This window comes from Alcaligenes parafaecalis (assembly GCF_026344135.1).
Classification (GTDB): Bacteria; Pseudomonadota; Gammaproteobacteria; order Burkholderiales; family Burkholderiaceae_B; genus Alcaligenes; species Alcaligenes parafaecalis.
Genome location: NZ_JAPKNA010000001.1, coordinates 42,106 through 61,367 on the forward strand (window position 1 = coordinate 42,106; position 19,262 = coordinate 61,367).

General features: G+C 57.0%; 15 protein-coding genes. 9 read left to right on the plus strand and 6 right to left on the minus strand.

Annotated features, from left to right (window positions below; all coding sequences use genetic code 11):
- The first annotated feature begins 8 nt into the window (after positions 1–8).
- From OSH09_RS00200 to flhF, 9 genes are all read left to right on the plus strand, one after another.
- The gene (locus tag OSH09_RS00200) at positions 9–509 is read left to right on the plus strand and encodes a chemotaxis protein CheW (protein ID WP_207873756.1); all 501 of its coding nucleotides are present in this window, start codon (positions 9–11) and stop codon (positions 507–509) included.
- A gap of 128 nt (positions 510–637) precedes the next feature.
- On the plus strand, positions 638–2,374 hold the full coding sequence (locus tag OSH09_RS00205) for a methyl-accepting chemotaxis protein (protein ID WP_266119762.1): 1,737 nt from the start codon (positions 638–640) through the stop codon (positions 2,372–2,374).
- Between the two features lie 4 nt (positions 2,375–2,378).
- On the plus strand, positions 2,379–3,221 hold the full coding sequence (locus tag OSH09_RS00210; protein WP_222668598.1) for a CheR family methyltransferase: 843 nt from the start codon (positions 2,379–2,381) through the stop codon (positions 3,219–3,221).
- 63 nt (positions 3,222–3,284) lie between these two features.
- Positions 3,285–4,343, plus strand: a complete 1,059-nt coding sequence (locus OSH09_RS00215; protein ID WP_266119763.1) for a protein-glutamate methylesterase/protein-glutamine glutaminase — start codon at positions 3,285–3,287, stop codon at positions 4,341–4,343.
- A gap of 44 nt (positions 4,344–4,387) precedes the next feature.
- Entirely contained in the window at positions 4,388–4,777 is a 390-nt protein-coding gene (cheY, locus tag OSH09_RS00220) for a chemotaxis response regulator CheY (protein WP_207873759.1), read from the plus strand.
- 13 nt (positions 4,778–4,790) lie between these two features.
- Positions 4,791–5,432: a protein phosphatase CheZ gene (cheZ, locus tag OSH09_RS00225; protein WP_021446830.1), complete on the plus strand. Its 642-nt coding sequence runs from the start codon at positions 4,791–4,793 to the stop codon at positions 5,430–5,432.
- A gap of 215 nt (positions 5,433–5,647) precedes the next feature.
- Positions 5,648–6,799, plus strand: coding sequence for a flagellar biosynthesis protein FlhB (flhB, locus tag OSH09_RS00230; protein WP_207873760.1), 1,152 nt, complete (start codon positions 5,648–5,650; stop codon positions 6,797–6,799).
- Positions 6,800–6,804: 5 nt separating this feature from the next.
- Positions 6,805–8,916 (plus strand): flagellar biosynthesis protein FlhA, encoded by a 2,112-nt coding sequence (flhA, locus tag OSH09_RS00235; protein WP_266119764.1) that lies wholly within the window; start codon positions 6,805–6,807, stop codon positions 8,914–8,916.
- Positions 8,913–11,261, plus strand: coding sequence for a flagellar biosynthesis protein FlhF (gene flhF / locus OSH09_RS00240; protein WP_266119765.1), 2,349 nt, complete (start codon positions 8,913–8,915; stop codon positions 11,259–11,261). Before flhA ends, flhF begins: the two co-directional genes overlap by 4 nt.
- A 35-nt stretch (positions 11,262–11,296) precedes the next feature.
- On the opposite strand, the gene OSH09_RS00245 is transcribed toward flhF, so the two are convergent.
- The 6 genes from OSH09_RS00245 to OSH09_RS00270 all read right to left on the minus strand — a co-directional run bounded on the left by OSH09_RS00245 (position 11,297) and on the right by OSH09_RS00270 (position 19,256).
- On the minus strand, positions 11,297–12,181 hold the full coding sequence (locus tag OSH09_RS00245) for an ABC transporter substrate-binding protein (RefSeq protein ID WP_252606180.1): 885 nt from the start codon (positions 12,179–12,181) through the stop codon (positions 11,297–11,299).
- A 38-nt stretch (positions 12,182–12,219) separates the two neighbouring features.
- Positions 12,220–14,202: a Fe(3+)-hydroxamate ABC transporter permease FhuB gene (gene fhuB, locus OSH09_RS00250; RefSeq protein WP_266119766.1), complete on the minus strand. Its 1,983-nt coding sequence runs from the start codon at positions 14,200–14,202 to the stop codon at positions 12,220–12,222.
- A 3-nt stretch (positions 14,203–14,205) separates the two neighbouring features.
- Positions 14,206–14,925 carry an ABC transporter ATP-binding protein gene (locus OSH09_RS00255; protein ID WP_252606182.1) on the minus strand — a complete coding sequence of 240 codons (720 nt, stop codon included), beginning with the start codon at positions 14,923–14,925 and terminating at the stop codon, positions 14,206–14,208.
- Between the two features lie 41 nt (positions 14,926–14,966).
- Positions 14,967–15,740: a siderophore ferric iron reductase gene (locus OSH09_RS00260; protein ID WP_252606183.1), complete on the minus strand. Its 774-nt coding sequence runs from the start codon at positions 15,738–15,740 to the stop codon at positions 14,967–14,969.
- A 23-nt stretch (positions 15,741–15,763) separates the two neighbouring features.
- Positions 15,764–17,878, minus strand: coding sequence for a TonB-dependent siderophore receptor (locus tag OSH09_RS00265; RefSeq protein WP_266119767.1), 2,115 nt, complete (start codon positions 17,876–17,878; stop codon positions 15,764–15,766).
- 196 nt (positions 17,879–18,074) lie between these two features.
- Positions 18,075–19,256 carry an aromatic ring-hydroxylating oxygenase subunit alpha gene (locus OSH09_RS00270; protein WP_252606185.1) on the minus strand — a complete coding sequence of 394 codons (1,182 nt, stop codon included), beginning with the start codon at positions 19,254–19,256 and terminating at the stop codon, positions 18,075–18,077.
- Between the last annotated feature and the right edge of the window lie 6 nt (positions 19,257–19,262).

The following is a 19,262-nucleotide window of genomic DNA, read 5'->3' on the forward strand; positions in this document are numbered from 1 at the left end:
AGATCTTTATGTCCAACGACTTTACTTCCCACTCCGAAGCTGCCGAGGCTGGCGGCAAGGAGTATCTGGTATTTACTCTGGGTGACCAGGAATACGGTATCGATATTCTGAAAGTTCAGGAGATCCGGGGCTACGACTCCCAGACCGTAACCCGTATTGCCAACGTACCCCAGTTCATCAAGGGCGTTACCAATCTGCGCGGCGTGATTGTGCCTATCGCGGACTTGCGTGTGCGCTTCAACATGGAACGCGTGGAGTACGACCACCAAACCGTGGTGGTGATTCTGAATCTGCACGATCGCGTGGTCGGCGTTGTTGTCGATGGCGTATCGGACGTGCTTGTCTTGCAGTCGTCACAGATCAGCGCTGCCCCCAGCTTTGGCACCGCCTTTTCAACCGAATACCTGACCGGTATCGGCACGCTGGGCGAACGCATGCTGATTTTGGTGGATATTGAAAAACTGATGACCAGCGAAGAGATGGCTCTGGTCGACAGCGCAGTGGCCTGATCGCCCGAGTCTGTAAAGACGAGCGTAGCGGGGACTTGTTCTAACGGGTCCTTCAAGGATTGTTCGGGTCGGGGGAGGCGTCACAAGCGCCTCTGATGTTCGGATCTACTCTAGACAAGGTGCTTGCAATGCTGGATGGATTACGTTTGACCAATCTGAAGGTGCGGACCAGTCTGATTCTGGTACTGGTGTTTTTTTTAGCTATGTTGGTGGCAGGTGCGGCCCTGGGGATTTTGTCCCTGCGCGCCAATAACGGTGCGCTGCAAAGCATCGTGGTCAACCAGCGCGTAGGCTCGGCCATGTATCAGGCCATCGAGCGCTACAAAGAGACCCAAACCCTGATTGGACGAGCGGCCATCAGCTACGTGGTCACCAATGATCTGCAAAATCAGGATCTGATGGCCGAGTGGAGCGATGGCGCGCCCAAGGCCTCGGCGATCAGCACGGCGACCCGTGATGCGCTGGATGCCACGCGCAAGCAGTTTGAGCAGGCCCAGGAAGCTTTCTTTGAATATCAGGGTGTGGCCACCCAACTGGAAGGTACTAACGACTATTACCAGCGTGTGGATGCGGCCTTCATGTCCCTGATGCAAGGCGGTGTTCTGCCCTTGATTGCCTATCTGGAGCAGGGTGATATTGCCGGTTTCCGCAGCTACGTGGCCACTACCACCAAGTTCCTGGAAGAGGACTTGTACAGTGCCTTGAATACCTTGCAGGAAGCCCAGCAGCGCTCTATTGATACGCAGTACCAGAAAGAAAATGATCAGTACAACATGGTGATCCGCCTGGTGGGTCTGGCCATGGTGCTCTGTCTGTTTATTTCGCTGGCCGTGTATGTGTTCCTGAATCGCATGGTGCTGCGCCCCTTGCGTCTGGCCGGTGCGCACTTTGATCGTATCGCCAGTGGAGATTTGACCCAGCGCGTGGAAGTGAAGTCCACCAATGAAATCGGGGTACTGTACGACGCGGTACGTCGTATGCAGAGCAGCCTGCAAGCCATGGTGATGACGGTGCGCCAGGGCGTGGAAGAAATTACCTTTGGTTCGCATGAAATCTATGTAGGCAATACGGATTTGAGCAGCCGCACTGAAGAGCAGGCCGCGTCCTTGCAGCAAACCGCTGCCAGTATGGAGCAGTTGGCCAGCACGGTACGTCAGAACTCGGATAATGCGCAACAAGCGGATCAGGTCGCCAAGAATGCGTCAGAAGTAGCGATGCGCGGTGGTCAGGCTGTCTCTACCGTGGTGCAAACCATGGAAGATCTGTCGGCCAGTTCCGGGCAAATCGCCCAGATTGTGAACGTGATCGACGGCATTGCGTTCCAGACCAATATTCTGGCCCTGAATGCAGCGGTAGAAGCCGCTCGTGCCGGTGAGCAAGGCAAGGGCTTTGCGGTAGTGGCCGGTGAAGTGCGCAGTCTGGCCCAGCGCAGTGCGCAGGCCGCGCGTGAGATTAAAGGCTTGATCGAGCAGTCTTTGGCCAAAGTCAAAGAAGGCACCCGTCAGGTGGATGAAGCGGGCAAGGTGGTCATGGAAGTGGTCAGCTCAGTTCAGAGCGTGACCACCATCATGGCGGAAATTTCTTCGGCCTCGAATGAGCAGTCCGAAGGGATTGATCAGGTTAATCGGGCTGTTGCACAAATGGATGTGGTTGTGCAGCAAAACGCGGCCCTGGTCGAGCAGGCAAGCGCAGCAGCGGGGTCTTTACAGGATCAGGCGACTCGTTTGTCTGATGCGGTATCCGCTTTCAAAGTGGGCGCGCAAGACATTATTGATGATCCGTTTGATGCGTCCGAACCGGAGCGTTTGCGTTCCAGCGAGCGCTTGTCGACGGGGCCTTTTAGCGGGACCTTGGCCAGCCTGTAGTCATATGAGCACATCTGTGGAACCTTTTGTTTATACATTGCCCTCGATCCCGCAAGCCTCGAGGGCCGACTGTGAGCGAGCCGCGCGCTTGCTCAAGTCGTATGCGGGCATCATCTTAGGTACCCACAAAGAAGATATGGTGGCGCGCACCTTGGGAATGCGCAGTCAGAACGCGGGCATGCGGGAGGTACGTCAGTACCTGGATATTCTGGAGCAGGATACCCACAGCCAGGAATGGCAAGACTTCGTCAACGCGTTCACCATCAATCACACCGCGTTTTTTCGCGAGCAGCACCACTTCGATATCCTGGGCAAGTTTGTCAGCACTCGCGGCAAACCCCTGGATATCTGGTGCAGTGCCGCCTCGACCGGCGAGGAAGCCTATTCCATCGCCATGACCGTGCGTGAGCACTGTCCTTCGCCGGACGTGAATGTGTCCATCCTGGCCAGTGATATTGATTCGGCGGCCTTGGACAAGGCCCGTCAGGGCATGTACACCCTGGAGCGCATTCAGCCCGTTCCCGATCTGTGGCTGCCGCGTTATTTTCAGCGTGGTGTGGGCGCTCGCAAGGGCTTGGCGCGTGTCAAACCCGTGTTGCGCAATATGGTGGAGTTCGAGGAGTTCAACCTGGTGGGTCCGGCCTGGCCGTCTTCCAGCCGTTTTGATGTGATCTTCTGTAGAAACACCATGATTTATTTTGACCGGGAAGATCAGACGCGCATCCTGGAACGATTCGCCGCGGTGACCAAACCGGGCGGCCTGTTGTTTGTGGGGCACTCCGAGAACTTCTCCTATCTGACCAAGGCGTTTCGTTTGCTGGGTCAGACGGTGTATGTCCGGAACTAGGATCTGAAGAGTCTTACCAAGCCCTGAGCTCTGTTGGCGCTTGATATCGGGATTATGAGTAGCATGAAGAAAATTCGAGTTTTGTGTGTAGACGATTCCGCCCTGGTGCGCAGCCTGATGGTGGAAATTATCAATAGTCATGCGGACATGGAAGTGGTGGCAGTAGCCCCCGATCCGCTGGTGGCGCGCGAGCTGATCAAGGAACACAATCCGGATGTGCTGACGCTGGACGTCGAGATGCCGCGCATGGACGGGCTGGACTTTCTGGAGCGCCTGATGCGCTTGCGTCCCATGCCCGTGGTGATGGTGTCCTCGCTGACGGAGCGCAATTCGGATGTGACCTTGCGTGCCCTGGAACTGGGCGCGGTGGACTTTGTGACCAAGCCCAAGCTGGGCCTGCGCGATGGTTTGCTGGATTACTCGGATCTGATTGCCGACAAAATCCGTGCCGCTTCCATTGCGCGCCCACGTCGTGCGGCTCCGGCTACGGCTGGTTCGGCCCCGGTGCGCCGCCTGACGCATAACTTTTCGACTACTGAAAAACTGATCATGATCGGTGCGTCCACGGGCGGCACTGAAGCTATCCGTCAGGTGCTGGAGCCTTTGCCCGCCAACTGCCCAGCCATCATGATTACCCAACATATGCCAGCCGGTTTCACGCGCTCGTTTGTGAACCGTCTGGATGGTCTGTGCTCCATGCAGGTGCACGAGGCTGAAGATGGTCAGCGCGTCTTGCCTGGCCACGTGTATTTGGCTCCCGGCGGCGTGGCCCATATGAAGCTGGCCCGTTCGGGTGCCAACTATGTGGTCAAGCTGGTGGACAGCGAACCCGTCAATCGCCACCGGCCCTCAGTCGATGTGCTGTTTCACTCTGCTGCCGAACTGGCTGGCCGCAATGCCGTGGGTGTGATCCTGACCGGCATGGGCAAGGACGGTGCGCAAGGTTTGCTGGCCATGAAGCAGGCCGGTGCCATGACCTTTGCCCAGGACGAGGCCACCAGCGTGGTGTTTGGTATGCCGCGCGAAGCCTTGCAAATTGGCGCCGCGGATATAGCCTTGCCTTTGGGGCAGATTAGCGAACGAATTCTAGCCAGTGTGGGGGCCTTTGGGCACCGTGTATAAACGGGCCTGAACGCACTGGCATGCTACTCATTTGGAGAATGTAAATGGTACAAAAAAATATAAAGATTCTCGTCGTCGATGACTTTCCCACCATGCGCCGGATCATCAAGAACCTGCTCAAGGATCTGGGCTACGAGAACGTGGACGAAGCAGAGGATGGTCAGATGGGCCTGGAGAAATTGCGTAATGGCAATTTCGAGTTTGTGGTCTCTGACTGGAACATGCCGAATCTGGACGGGCTGGAAATGCTCAAGCAGATTCGTGCCGATGCCAGCCTGGCTTCCTTGCCGGTGCTGATGGTCACTGCCGAAGCCAAGAAAGAAAACATTATTGCCGCCGCCCAGGCGGGCGCCAATGGCTACGTCGTCAAACCTTTTACCGCCGCAACCCTGGAAGAGAAGCTGAACAAGATCTTCGAGAAAATGGGCGGTTAATACGGAGTACGTCATGGATCCACAGCAAACACCGAATCATCCCGACCCCCAGAGCGTACCGGTTGATCTGGTCTACCGCATTGCCAACCTGACCCGCCTGCTGCGGGAAAGCATGCGCGAACTGGGGCTGGATCAGGCCATTAAAGATGCCGCGCACGCGATTCCGGATGCCCGTGATCGTCTGCACTATGTGGCTCGCATGACCGAGCAAGCCGCTAACCGCGTTCTGAACGCGGCCGAGCAGGTGCGTCCTTTGCAGGAGTCCTTGCAAGAGGATGCCCAGGCACTGGATGCCGAATGGGAACAGTGGTTTGAACAGCCCCTGGACCAGGATCAGGCCCGCGAGCTGGTCAAGCGCACCCGAGGTTTCTTGCGTGATGTGCCTGTCAAGGCCCAGCAGACGCAGGACAACCTGCTGGAAATCATCATGGCCCAGGATTTTCAGGATCTGACCGGGCAGGTGATCACGCGCATGTTGGGCGTGGTCGGCACCATCGAGACCGAGCTGGTCCAGGTGCTGGTCGATAACGTGCCCACCGAAAAACGCGAAGAAACTCAAAGCCTTATCAATGGGCCAGTGGTCTCGCCAGTGGCCTCGGAAGTGGTCACCAGCCAGGATCAGGTGGACGATTTGCTCGCCAATCTGGGCTTTTAATCCGCGTCCCCACCCGCATCCTGAGTTCGCTTGATAAAGGCGCTGCACCTTGCAGCGCCTTTTTGCTTGTGGGGAACAGCCTGCTTTTATCGGGCTTTCTCCGCGCTATCAGAGCCGCTGCGCTCTTTTAGAATGACCCCGCGGCCTGCAGTGCGAACGCGATATTCGTGCTGGGCGCGTGATTCATCCTTTCAATTCCTGCGTCTTGGCAGTCCATGGCAGAAGACAGCGATCTCGAAAAAACAGAACCGGCCTCACCCCGGCGCCTGGAAAAGGCGCGGGAAGAAGGGCAGGTGGCGCGTTCCAGAGAGCTGACGACCTTCCTGATGCTGCTGGCTGGAATTGGCGGAATCTGGGTCGGGGCCAGCTATTTGTACGAAACCTTTGGCGGCATTGTGCGCCGTAGCGTCTGGTTTGATCCGCGTGTTGCGCATGATCCCAGCGCGATGGTGGTGCAAGCGGCCGGTCTGGCCGGGGAGGCTTTGAAAGGCCTGGCGCCTTTATTCCTGTTGCTGGTGGTCGTAGCGATTTTTGCGTCTATTGCCTTGGGTGGGATGAGCTTTAGCGGCAAGGCCTTGCAGCCCAAGTTCGAGCGCATGAATCCGGCCAAGGGCATCAAGCGCATGTTTTCGATGCAGACCGTGGTGGAGCTGATCAAGACCTTGGCCAAAGCCGGTCTGGTGGGTTCCGTTGCCGTCTATGTGATCTGGACCGAGCGCGAGCAGATGACGGCCTTGATGTATGTGCATCCTACGGCGGCCATTGCCACGGGGATGACGCTGATCATCAAGTGCTGTGCCTTGATTGCCGCCAGCCTGCTGGTGATTGTGCTGATTGATGCGCCCTGGCAGTTGTGGAGTTTTTACAAGAAGCTGCGCATGTCACGCCAGGATGTAAAGGAAGAGCACAAGGAAAGTGAGGGCGATCCGCATGTGAAAGGGCGCATCCGGCAGCAGCAACGGTCCATGGCCCGTTCGCGCATGATGTCCCAGGTGCCCGGTGCTGATGTGGTGGTGACCAACCCGACGCATTATGCGGTGGCCTTGAAGTATCAGGATGGCAAGAGCGCCGCGCCGCGTGTGGTTGCCAAGGGAACAGGTTTGATTGCCGCCAAGATTCGTGGGCTGGCAGCAGAAAATAAGGTGGCGACACTGGAGGCTCCCGCGCTGGCGCGGGCTTTGTACTTCAACGTCGAACTGGAGCGCGAGATTCCGGTGGATTTGTACTCGGCCGTGGCCGAAGTGCTGGCCTGGGTTTATCAGCTTCGTAACTGGAACAAAGGGCAGGGCGAGCGCCCGATTGTGCCTACCCGATTGAAGGTGCCGACTGGCATGGATGAAGGTCCACTGCGTTCGCGCAAACACTAAAAGCAATGAACAATTTTTTTGCCTCACTGAAACAAAACGGTGGTCAACACGCCCGGCTTCTAGCGGGCCCGATACTGATCCTCATGGTCATGGCCATGATGATTCTGCCCTTGCCTCCGTTTCTGCTGGACCTGCTGTTTACCTTTAACATCGCCCTGGCCGTCATGATCTTGCTGGTGGCCATGTTCACCAAAAAGCCACTGGATTTTGCGGCTTTCCCGGCGGTGCTGCTGTTTGCCACCTTGTTGCGTCTGGCCCTGAACGTGGCCTCCACGCGGGTGGTGCTGATGAACGGCCACAAAGGCCCGGATGCCGCCGGTCAGGTGATTGAGGCCTTTGGTCACTTTCTGGTGGGTGGGAACTTTGCTGTTGGCCTGATCGTGTTTGTGATTCTGGTCATCATCAACTTTGTGGTGATTACTAAGGGTGCGGGCCGTATTGCAGAAGTGGGTGCGCGCTTTACGCTGGACGCCTTGCCGGGCAAGCAGATGGCCATTGATGCCGATCTGAACGCTGGCTTGATTGGCGAGGACGATGCGCGTCGTCGCCGGACTGAAGTCTCGCAAGAGGCCGAGTTCTACGGCTCCATGGACGGTGCCAGTAAGTTTGTGCGTGGGGATGCGGTCGCCGGTCTGCTGATCATGGTGATCAACGTGATTGGTGGCTTGGTTATCGGCGTCTTGCAGCACGGCTTGTCCTTCTCGGAAGCAGGTCGCGTCTATACCTTGCTGACCATTGGTGATGGCCTGGTCGCACAGATTCCAGCCCTGATTATTTCTACCGCAGCCGGTGTGGTGGTCTCGCGTGTGGCCACCGATCAGGACGTGGGCCAGCAAATGGTCAGCCAGCTCTTTAGCAATCCCATGGTGCTGTACATCACGGCCGGGATTCTGGGGCTGATGGGTTTGATTCCCGGCATGCCCAATCTGGTCTTCTTGCTCTTGGCCGCCATTTTGGGCACGGGTGCCTGGATGATGAAAAAACATCAGGCCGAACAGGTGCAACAGGCCAACGAGCCTAATGATGAGGTCCAGGCTGCGGCAGATTCAGCGGCTAGCGAAGCAAGCTGGAATGACGTTTCCATGGTGGACCCTCTGGGTCTGGAAGTGGGCTACCGGCTTATCTCTTTGGTGGATCATGCGCAAAATGGCGAGCTACTGCATCGTATCCGCAGCTTGCGTAAAAAGTTTGCGCAGGAAGTCGGCTTTTTGCCGCCCGTGGTTCATATTCGGGACAATCTGGAACTCAAGCCCAACGATTACCGCATCCTGCTTGCCGGGGTGGAAATTGGTCGTGGCACCGCCACGCCGGGGCAGTGGCTGGCGATTGATCCCGGTGGCGTCACCATGAAGTTGCCCGGAACGCCCACGACGGATCCTGCTTTCGGTCTGCCTGCTGTGTGGGTGGATGTAAGCATGCGTGAACAGGCTCAGATAGCGGGCTACACCGTGGTGGATGCCAGCACGGTGATTGCCACGCATATCAATCACTTGCTGCATCGTCACGGTGCCGATTTGCTGGGGCGTCAGGAAGTGCAGCAGTTGCTGGATCACGTGGGTCGCGAAGCGCCCAAGCTGGTCGAAGACTTTGTGCCGCAAACGCTGTCTCTTAGTCTCTTGCTTAAAGTCTTGCGCGGTCTGTTGGCCGAAGATGTGCCAATCCGCGATATGCGCAGCATTGTGGAAACCCTGGCTGAACATGCGCCCCGTATTCTGGCCCCCGGTGCGGTTGCGCCCGGCCATGAAGCGGGCGAGCTGCTATCGGTTCTGCGGGTTGCCTTGGGCCGCGCCATTGTGCAGCAGTGGTTCCCCGGCGAGGGCGAGTTGCGCGTGATCGGTCTGGATGCCCGTCTGGAGCGGGTGATGACGCAGGCGCTGACCAGCAGCGGTGCCCTGGAGCCTGGTCTGGCCGAGTCGGTGCTGACTGATGCCATGCGCGCCGCCCAGTTCCAGGAAGAGCATGGGGATCCGCCTGTGCTGGTCGTTCCGCCGATTCTGCGCGCCACCTTGTCCCGTTTCTTGCGTCATCACATTCCACAACTGGGTGTCTTGTCCAACGCTGAAATCCCTGAAGAACGCATCCTTCGGGTCACCACCATTATTGGTCAGTCTGAATGAATATAAGTCGCTTTTTTGGTAGTACCAGCCGTGAAGCCATGCGTCAGGTGCGCCTGGCGCTGGGGCCTGAGGCCTTGATTGTCTCCAACCGTCGAGTCAATGGCGGGGTCGAGATTCTGGCGACCGATTCCAGCTCTGTGCCCGGTGGTGCCACCGAGCGCGCTCCCATGCCGGGCAATGTGCCACATCAAGCGGCAGGTATTCGTCAGCAGGAAATGGCTGCGCCGCCTGCGGCTGATAATGTCATGGGCGCGATCGGGGCATTGCGCGGTGCTCTGGAAGGACGCATGGACGATCTGGTCTGGAGCCATCAGATGCGCCGCTCGCCTGTGGCCGTCAATCTGTTCCAGAGCCTGTTGTCGCAGGGTTTCAGTACCGCCTTGCTGCGTGCCATGCTCAAGCGCTTGCCTGAAGAACTGGGTGCGCGTGCCGCTTTGCAGTGGGTGCGGACTGAACTGGAAACCCATTTGCCGGTTTTGCGTTCGGAAGATACCTTGTGGCAGCCGGGTCTGGCTCTGGCCCTGGTGGGGCCGACAGGCGTGGGTAAAACCACCACTCTGGCCAAGTTGGCAGCCCGTGCAGTGCGTCGTTTTGGTCCCGATAAAGTCGTGTTGCTGACAACCGATACCTATCGAATTGGTGCGCACGAACAATTGAAGATTTATGGCGACCTGATGCGGGTAGCCGTTCATATCGTGCAAGACGTCGCTCAACTTCGTAGTGTGATGCTGGGTGTGCGGCCTGATCAGGTCATCCTGATCGACAATATGGGCATCAGCCAGCGCGACCGTTATGTGCGCGAGCAAGCGGCTTTGCTGGCCGGTGCCGGACGCCGGGTACAACGACTGCTGGTGCTCAATGCCGCCAGCCAGGGCGATACGCTGGACGAAGTTGCCCGCAGCTACACCCAGGATGGCGGCACACCGCTAAGCGGCTGCATCATCTCCAAAGTGGATGAAGCGATCAAGTTGGGCGGTCCTTTGGATACCGCTATCCGCTTCAAACTGCCTATTCATTACGTCTCTAACGGTCAAAAAGTCCCGGAAGATTTGCGCTTCATGAGCGCGGCTGAACTGGTCGACTCTGCTTTGCAAGTGCGCGAGAGCCAACGGCCCTTGTACGCGCCCAGCTCTGGTGATCTGGCGGCTTTGCTGGAAAGCGGTGGCCAATCGGCTCAAGAGCAACAAGCCGAGGAAGACCGTCGCGCCCGCGTTTTGCCGCGTCTTTTGTCGGCGGCCTCGGCTGGTGGGCCTATCGCTCTGGAACAGGCCCGTCGCGCAGCGGCGGATCTGGATGAGCGTCTGGCCTGCGCCGAAGCCTATGATTTCTGGCGCGACCTGCATGCTCCCAATGCCCCCGTTCAGGACGGGGCAGCGGCGCAGCGGGCTGAAGGCTTGATGCGTGCTGCGTGCCAGGAAGTCAGTGAAGGCAATGTTTCCCGTCTGCTGGTGATCCATGCTGATCATCAAGCGGCGGGCGGCCAGGAGCAGTGCTCGTTCAGCTTCTTGTTCAGCCCCAAAGGCCAGGCCTTGAGCGTTCCGTACTACCAACGTCAAACACCGTCGCAATGGTCGGATGTGCGTGGCGTGCGCAGCATGGAAAAGCCTAGCCCCACGCAGGCGCTGAACCAGGCCATGCAGATTTTGAATACCCAGGCCCAGCCTGTAAATTTGCTGCATATTTTCGAGGGCGGATCGCCCACCATGTGGCGTCAATGGGCCGATATGGAAGCCGATTGGCTGGCCCTGATTCCAGGTGCGACATCGCTGTGGCATAAAGATGGCAAGACCACACCCAATGCCTTGGGTAAACAGTTGTCTTTTCACGCTATTCCTGATCTGGCAGCCCGCCTGCATCTGGAAACCTTGGGCCGCGCCAAGCTGGGTGAAATTGCTTTGTGGTACGCCGTGGAGCCGGTGCAACTGCGACAACGCAACGCCGAGCCCGTGCATCTGGATCTGATCATTCTGCGCACGGTGCGTCGCCATGATGGCAAAGTGCTGAAAACCCGCTTTGCCCTGATGCACCAACGTGCAGGCTCCGAGGCCATCGCCCCGGCCAGCCTGGCCTGCTACATGATGCTGCGCAGCGAAGTACAGGAAATGGCGCGACTGCTGGGCACCGTACGTGGCATTTTGCCTGTCAGCAATTCCGAGTTTGAAGAAGAATTGAATCTGCTGGCGGCCGCACAATTAACCCTGGCTTCGTGGGACTTGTTACAAGCGCCCGATAATTTGGGTGTACGCCAACTCAGCGCGCGTTTGCTGGGCAAACCGGGCCTGAAGTCCGGGCAGTCGGTGGATGCACTGGTGAAGATGCTGGTGCTGAAAGAGGCGATGAGCTAAGGAGTGATCTGCTTCCTGGGGCGTCTTGGTGGGGACTATTCCCACTGAGGCTCCATGGCGTCTTTACCGGGAAGTGTCATTAGTGCATCACTGATCACACGAGCCAATTGTTCTACGCAAAATACACCGCCGTGTGTCCAGGTGGATGGCACGGCAGCGAAGCGCTGTGCGCGAACGAAAGGCATCTGTTTCCATAGCTCAGTTTTAAATAAGCGATCCCGCCCCGGAAAGGGTTCCAGGTAGAGAACGGCCCCCTCCTTGATTTGCGCTAGGCTTGTTATCGGCGTTTGGATATTGCCCCAACGCGTCACGGGGACGGACAGGCCGGGACGTAAACCGAGTAGTTGCATAGCGTGTTCGGGCATGGAGTTGGGCCCACTAATCAACACGCTGGTTGGGGATGTGAAACGGATGATTGTGACGGCGGGTACTTGTTTGTCAAAGTGGGTCTGGACACGCTGACGCAGGGTGACAATACGTTGATCCATGGCGGCCAGTTCCTGTTGGGCCAGTTTGGCCCGTCCAAGACGTGCGCCCAGATCCAGAAAATTGTTCCGCTGCATTTCAAAATTATTGCGCTCCTGGGTGAAGTCTCCGTACATCACGACAGGTGCAATTCGTTCCAGCTTGGGCTGAATGTCCTCCAGCAAGGGGGTAATCAGGATCAGGTCTAGGTCTAGCCTGGCCAATAGCTCCAGATTGGGCTCGCTGCGAGTACCGGCATTGGACACTGTTTCGGGAAGAAGCGGGTGTACGACCCAACTGCGGTAGTCATCGGCGTCGGCTACGGTAGTGGGCGTTATTCCCAGGTACAGCACATGCTCGGTGACTTCCCAACTGAGGGTGGCAATGCGAGGAGCCGCCAGCCAGGCTGTCCCGGTCTGAGCCTGAACACGGCTCGTGGATACAAGTGAGGCCATGCTGGCGTAAAGGCATTGGCACATGAAGTGACGACGGTTCATTTTTGTCGATGGTAGAGCAGCATCAAGATGAAGTAAGTACCGCAAAGCACCGAGGCAACGATGCCGACTGGCAGTTGCAATGGAAAGATCAGCGTTCGGCCCAGCCAGTCCGCCAGCAGCATGGACAGACTTCCTAGCATGGCCGACAGGCCAAGTTGTGGTAGTACCCTCCGAGCACCTAAAAGAGCAGCCATATGGGGTGCAAACAAACCAAGAAAACCGATGGGGCCGAGCAGACTCGTTACCAGTGCACAGAGTAGAGCGACCAGTGTTAATAAGATCAGGCGTGTGTGCGGTACGTTCAAACCACGACTGGCGGCAACTTCATCACTGATGGTGATGAGAGTCAGGGAGCGGTGAAACAAGACACAAAGTCCGCTCATCAGGGCAATGCCCAGGCTTATGAAGAGAGCGATCTGTGGCGAGACCCGATAGGTGGAACCTGCTAGCCAGCCCAGCAAGGTCAATGCGTCGGGAGAGCTCCGCGCAAGAACAAATTGCATCAAGGTGTTAAAGAGCGCGGAAAGAGCAATCCCGATCAAAATCATGATCGCGGGTGAATAGTGATGGCGTCGACCCAGGGCAAAAAGCAGGCCCAAGACCGTCAAGGTGCCAGCGAATGAGGCTATCGGGGCCTTGATCCAAAAGGCGTTGCCCCCGAAGATCATCAGGCTTATCAACGCTGCCAAGGTAGCGCCCGCCGTGAGTCCAAGAATGTCCGGGCTAGCCAGCGGATTGCGCAGAACTCGCTGCAAGAGCGTACCGGCAACGGCGAGCCCGCAGCCCGCGCTGAGGGCGGTTAGCAGTCTGGGCCAGCGCAAGGACCATTCCAGCGGTGTGGGCAAGGACCAGAACCAGCCGTCCAGACCACGATTCAGGTTGATGCTGATAAGCCCGATGGCCAGAGCGGCGAGGGTGAGCAAGCAGATATGGCGCGCTTTCAGGCTCTGGGCTCCCTGAGGCAAGGACAGGCCATGGCTATTCTCCACACTAAGATGACGGCGCGAGAGCCAGAGCAAGGCGGGGGCTCCGATCAGGGCTGCCGTGGCACCGCTGGGTACCAGTTCGCCCAAGTACTGAGTGCTGATTAATGCCAGGCTGTCGGCGCCCACTAGCAAGGCCATGCCTAATAGCGTGCTGTAGAGCAGTTCGTCCTGAGCCTGTCGTGCACCACATAGGCGGGCTAAGTTGGGTACGACAAGGCCAATAAAACCGATCAGCCCTACTGCCGTCACCGATACTGCTGTCAGCCAGATCGCCGCCAGGAACAGGGTCAACACCACAGGCCAGAGATTCAAGCCGCGTGCCTGGGCACCTTGATGACCCAAACGCAGTAGTGTCAATGGACGAGCGGTCAGGGCTAGAAGGGCCAGAGCAGGGAGCAGTCGGGGCCAAAGCCAAGAAGCCCATTGCCAGTCAATCTGTGTCAAATCACCTGCACCCCATACAAACAGCCCACGGGTGGATTGAGTTTGTAGTACGACGAGAGCGGCGGCTATGGCACCGAGCAGCAGGTTCAGTGCCATACCCGCCAGCACCAAAGGTAGTCCGGTGACGCCGTGGCGACCGGCAATCAGGAGCGCAATCAAGACGGTCAACAGAGCTCCGCCCAAAGCGGCCCATTCGCCATGAGAGGCTGCAAAGATCGGCCAGGCCAGGGTGCTCACCAGCAAGCCCAGCCAGGCGCCTGCTGCGGCACCGATGGTCATCGGTGAGACTAGCCGGTTCAGTGTTAACTGTTGCAGTATGCTGCCCGCCAGCCCCATGCCACCGCCGACCAGCAGGCTGACGGCCAGACGTGGCAAAGCCGTTTGCTGGAAGATCAGGGGCTCGGCGTTTGTCACTGAATCTTGTAGCAGGGCGGGCCAGTACCAGCGGGTTGCGCTTAACGAAAGATGGATAGAACAGAGTCCCAGCAGGACGAGCAGGGTTAGTGCATAGCGCGGTAATACCCCCTTGGGGACAGGTGAGCTAGACATGACTTAGGCAACTACTGCAATTTTGTGGGGATAACTTGGCTGTGCAATGAGTTCAATTTTGATGCCATACAGTGTGCTGAGCAGGGTGCTGTCCAGTAAGCGCTCAGGTGGTCCATCGAAAAAAAGCTCACCATGCCGCATCGCAATAATACGATCTGCAAAACGGCAGCTCAGGTTGACGTCATGCAAGATGACGACAATCCCACGGCCGGTCTGCTGGTTCAGCTTGCGCAGCAAGGTAATGACATCATATTGATGGGCCAGGTCCAGCGCTGATGTCGGTTCGTCCAGAAGAATCAGTGGCGAGGCTTGGGCCAGCAGCATGGCAATCCAGGCACGTTGGCGCTCCCCACCAGATAAGGTGTCAACGAGATGGTCGGCATACTGCGTCAGGTGGGTTTGTTTCAGTGCGGTGGTGATGATGGCCTGGTCCTCGTCGCGCCAGCGTCCGAGTAGTCCGCGCCAAGGGAAACGCCCCAGACGGATAAGCTCGTACACAGTCAGACCAGCCACTTCCAGCAGGCGCTGTGGCAAGTAAGCGACCCGTTGTGCAAAAGATTGAGATGACCACGCCGTCAAAGGCTGATTGTCCAGTGTGATGGTTCCGGAGTCAGGGGGGAACTGGCGGGCCATCAGATTCATCAGGGTTGATTTGCCCGAACCGTTATGTCCCAAAATCACGGTAAACTGGTCCGAAGCAATCTTCAGTTCATTCAGTTTCAAGATAGTGCGCCCATCTCGATGAACTGCTATGTTTTGCAGACTCAGCATGTCTCCACCCTTTCTTTGCACATGCGCTTGAGCCGCTCGCTTTGCTCCAGTTTGGGGCAACTGTTGCAGGGTTCACCATCCGAGCGATGAAAGTGCAAACAGCAAGCCCTACGGTCCAGCCCCAGGCACTCACGCCCGTCGTCCAGTTGCAGCGTTAGCAAGGCGCTGACCGGAGGCTGTGCCAGACTTTTCAGCCAATGCTGCTCCAGGAGACGCAAGCTCTCGTTGTCCAGGGCTTGTTCCTGCTGAACCAGTAATAGGGCGGCGCAAACACAATCGACTGCGAGCAGGCGGGCGAGCTTGGGGGCAATGAACCGCTCTCCAGCGCTATTCAGTTCTGCGATTTGCGCCTCAATCACCGTCCTTATTTCTTTACCCGCTAGCTGAATCAGCGTGCTTTCATCGCCTTGGTGGGGAGGGTGCTCGGGCAAGCTATATCCTCCCACAAAAGCGTTTTCGACTGATTGCCCCAGATGCGTCAGAATCGGGGCCAGGCCTGCGACATGCACGGCTAACAGGCTCAGGTAGATCGGTTGCCAGATCAGTAGAGTCCAAGTGCGAACCGCCCAGTAGTGCTTGCCCGCTTCCGGGTGGTGTTGGCGCAATTCCTCATGAAGTGCGGCCAGGCGCCTGGCGTTTCCAGGTGTTCCACATACCAGTTGATCCGGCCCTGGTACGCCTATGCGTCCGTCCAGGCCGGGGAGCGCGGTAGACGTCAGGCGGATGAGATAAGCCAGGGAGGACTCATCCCGTGTGTCGGTGCGCATGTGATGTGTCCTTGCCTGCTGCCTTAATACTTCCATGTCAGAGCCAGCGTGGCGTTGCGTCCGGGTGCGTAGTAGGACTGCGCCCAGTAGAGGCTGGTCAGGTACTTGCGATCAAAAACGTTATTGATGTTGAGCGAGGCGGTGAGCTGTGGATCGATTTGGTAGCTGGCCATGGCATTGACAACGGCATAAGCGTTTTGTCGGCTGACGATAGTACTGCCGTTGCTTGCCAGTCCTTGCGTGCGATCAATATCACTTTGCCATTGGATGCTGGTGCCAACCTTCAGTTTGCTCAACTGTGGAGGGCGATAGCTGCTAGCGATAAAGAAGGTGGTTTTGGGAATGAAGCTGCGTGTCTGCTGACCATCGCCGTCACGTAGCGAGAATAAATGTGTTAGACCGGCACTCAGCTCCCAGCCCGGGCTCAGCCGACCGGCCAAGGTTAAATCGTAGCCTTCAATGATGGTGTCGACCGGGCGGTAATAGCTAAAGCCGCCTGCCGTATCAAAGCCTGCATATTCGGCTGTGTTTTTTTGTCGGGTGCGAAAGAGGGCCGCACTGGCATTCAGAAGGCCATCCAGCCATTCGCCTTTAATACCCGCTTCAATGTTATTGCCTTCAATAGGGGCGAGTAGGGCCCCAGCCTGGTTGATCCGGTATTGCGGGTTGAATATGCCGGTGTAGCTGGCGTACAGGGAGTACGTTTCGTTCAAGTCGTAGGTGGCACCCAGATAGGGGGTTGTTTTGGTTTTGTTATATGAGTGCGGATCGCCGACGCGATTGCCTGTGCCGCGCAGGTTACTGATATTGACGCCAGTGATCAGTTTGAGTTTGTCGTTCAGGGAGAAATGGCCAGCCGCATAAATGCCACTACGGTAAATACTGTAATTTGCCCAACTGGTGACTTTGGCAAAGGCAGGGCGTGGGAAGTTGCCGTCAAACTCGCCGACGGGGGGCGTGGGTAAGCCGATTGCGTCATCGGCGGATGTCCACTTGGCGCGAGTACGGGCCCAATTGGTGCCAAGCACGACTTCATGTTGTCGACCAAAGAGCGTAAGCGGCCCTTTGATGAACGCATCCCCCAATAGTTGACGCTCGGAACGGTCAAACTTGGATGCATAGCTGCTCAGCCCCAAACCGGTAAGCTTGTCTGGAGCTTGTCCACGTAATCCGATCATCATCATTTCTGCATCAGAACTGGTTTCGCGGTAATTTGCTGTCAGTTGTGAAATCCAGCCCTTACCCCAATTGGTTTTGAGCTCTGCAAAACTTTGTTTGTCATCGGTATTCCAGTAGGACCAATCGGGGGCGGTGTTGTAGGAGCGGCTATAGGGAATTCGGGAGCCATCCTTGTAGTTCAGGGTCAGGCCGCTCCACATGATGCCAGTGGGACGGTTGCGTTGCTGGGAGTGGCCAAAGGAAAGGGTGCTCTTGTCGGTCAGATCCGCCTCGATCAAGGCTGAAAAAATGGTTTTCTCCTGGGAGTAGCGATCCAGGCTGCCATTGCCTTTTTGTCCTACCGCCAATAAACGCCCGCGCACACTGCCGTTTTTATTCAGCGCTCCGGAAACATCAGCTTCGGCCCGTCGGGTCGCGTAGGAACCGTAGCTTAAGCTTCCTTCGGCCCGGAAGTCGCGGGTGGGGCGTTTGCGTACAAAGTTGATCGTGGCCGACGGGTTGCCAGGATTGGAAGTCAGTCCGTTGGCTCCCTTAAGAACTTCGATGTGGTCATACAGGAAGGTATCGATGTCGCCCATTTGCTCTTCGGAGGAGAAGGGCATGCCGATCCCGTCCAACTGGAAGTTGGTGATATCCAGACCGCGAGAAGTGAAATAGGTACGGTCCGTTTCAACCCGTTGTACCCCCACACCCGCCGCGCTCAGGGCATCGTTGGCATTGTTGAGGCGGAAGTCTTTAAGCTGCTCGTGGGTCAGGACCGTCATGGTCTGTGGTGTCTCGCGGGGCGACAGGTCTAGTTTTGTCGCGGTACGACTCTGCCCAACGGTATAGGAGGTGGCTTGCTCGGTGGCTGTGGGCAGGACGCGGCTCAAGCCTTTAACGGTGATGGACTCTAGCTGCGAGACCGCATTGCCGCTCCCATTAGTCAGCGTAGTTTGTGATTGCGCAAGCGGCGTCATGAAGGCCAGCGTCAGGCTGCCAAAGCTGCATGCTAAGTAGAAGGGAGTGCAGCGGGAGCTTCGTACCAGATGGCTAGCGTCCTGCCGAGTGACGAAAGGCCCCGAAATTTCTTGATTGGTAAGTTTTATGAGATTCATTTTCATTATTGCCATTAGAAAGAAGGCGGTTTGGGGTGCTGCTGATCAATCGCTTGATTCAGTATCTGAGAGAGGATAGGTTCAGCGCAGGCCCCATCAAGCGTCGATACCAGTGGTGGAAGTGCTGCATCCCTTCTTCCAGAGGTATTTGGTAGGGGCCTCGGTCATCTATTCCACGCTGGAACAGAGCGCGCCGTCCTGCATCGGTGCGCTCGGCAATTTCGTCATCTTCAAGGGCGGTTTCCATATAGGCGGAACGATGCGCCTCTACAAGTTCGCGCTTGTTCTCGACGAGTTCGCGAGGATAGTAAAACTCGACCACATTCAGCGTTTCATGGATGCCTTTGGGATAGACCGTGGACAGCACCAAGGCTTGCGGGAAGACTTCGATCATGTGGCTAGGGTAGTAAGCGGCCCAGATCGCGCCGAAGTCCAAGTCCGTATCCTTGTTGTATTCAAGTAGCTCTTGATGCCAGGTCTGGTAGATGTCAGTGCCAGCACGTTCAAGATTTTTAGCAATACCGATTTGTTGAAGGCTGTACCAGTCGCCATATTCCCAGCTCAAACCGTTGCTGTTGACGTAGCGGCGCAGGCCCGGATGAAAGGAGGCGATGTGGTAATCATCGGCATAAATTTCAATGAATGTTTTCCAGTTGCAGTGGCAGTGGTGCGGCTCGACGTGATCCAGAACGTAATCGCTGAAATCCATCTCGGGGCGCTGGAAAAGGACGCCAATGTCCTGCTGCGGATCGCGAACACCTTCAAAGAGCAAACCTGCGACATTGCGCAATGGAAATCGCTGTAGATGGCGGCACGGCTTGTCAGGGAATTTTGGTGCGGCGACAAACTGCCCGTGCAGGTCGTAGGTCCATGCATGGAGCGGGCACATGATTTTGTTGCCTGTGGACCGCAGATTGCCGCGCTGAATAAGCGGTTTGTCTGGACTGGAGCTGAAATCGCCCAGCATCAAGGCCTGGCGATGTCGGCAGACATTTGAAATGAGTTCAACGCCATTTTCGCTGCGAATCAGCACACGAGCATGGTCATCGTGAGGCAGGGCATACCAGTCCCCCAGATTGGGTACCATTTGTTCATGGCCGATGTAGCAACTGCTGTGCCGAAAAATGAGCTCTTGTTCCTTCGCATAAATGTCCGGGTCGTTATAGACATGAATGGGTAGTTGCGGAGTGTCTATTTCTATGGCGCGGGTGAATTGTCTGAGAGCCGTGAATTGAGACATGAGCAT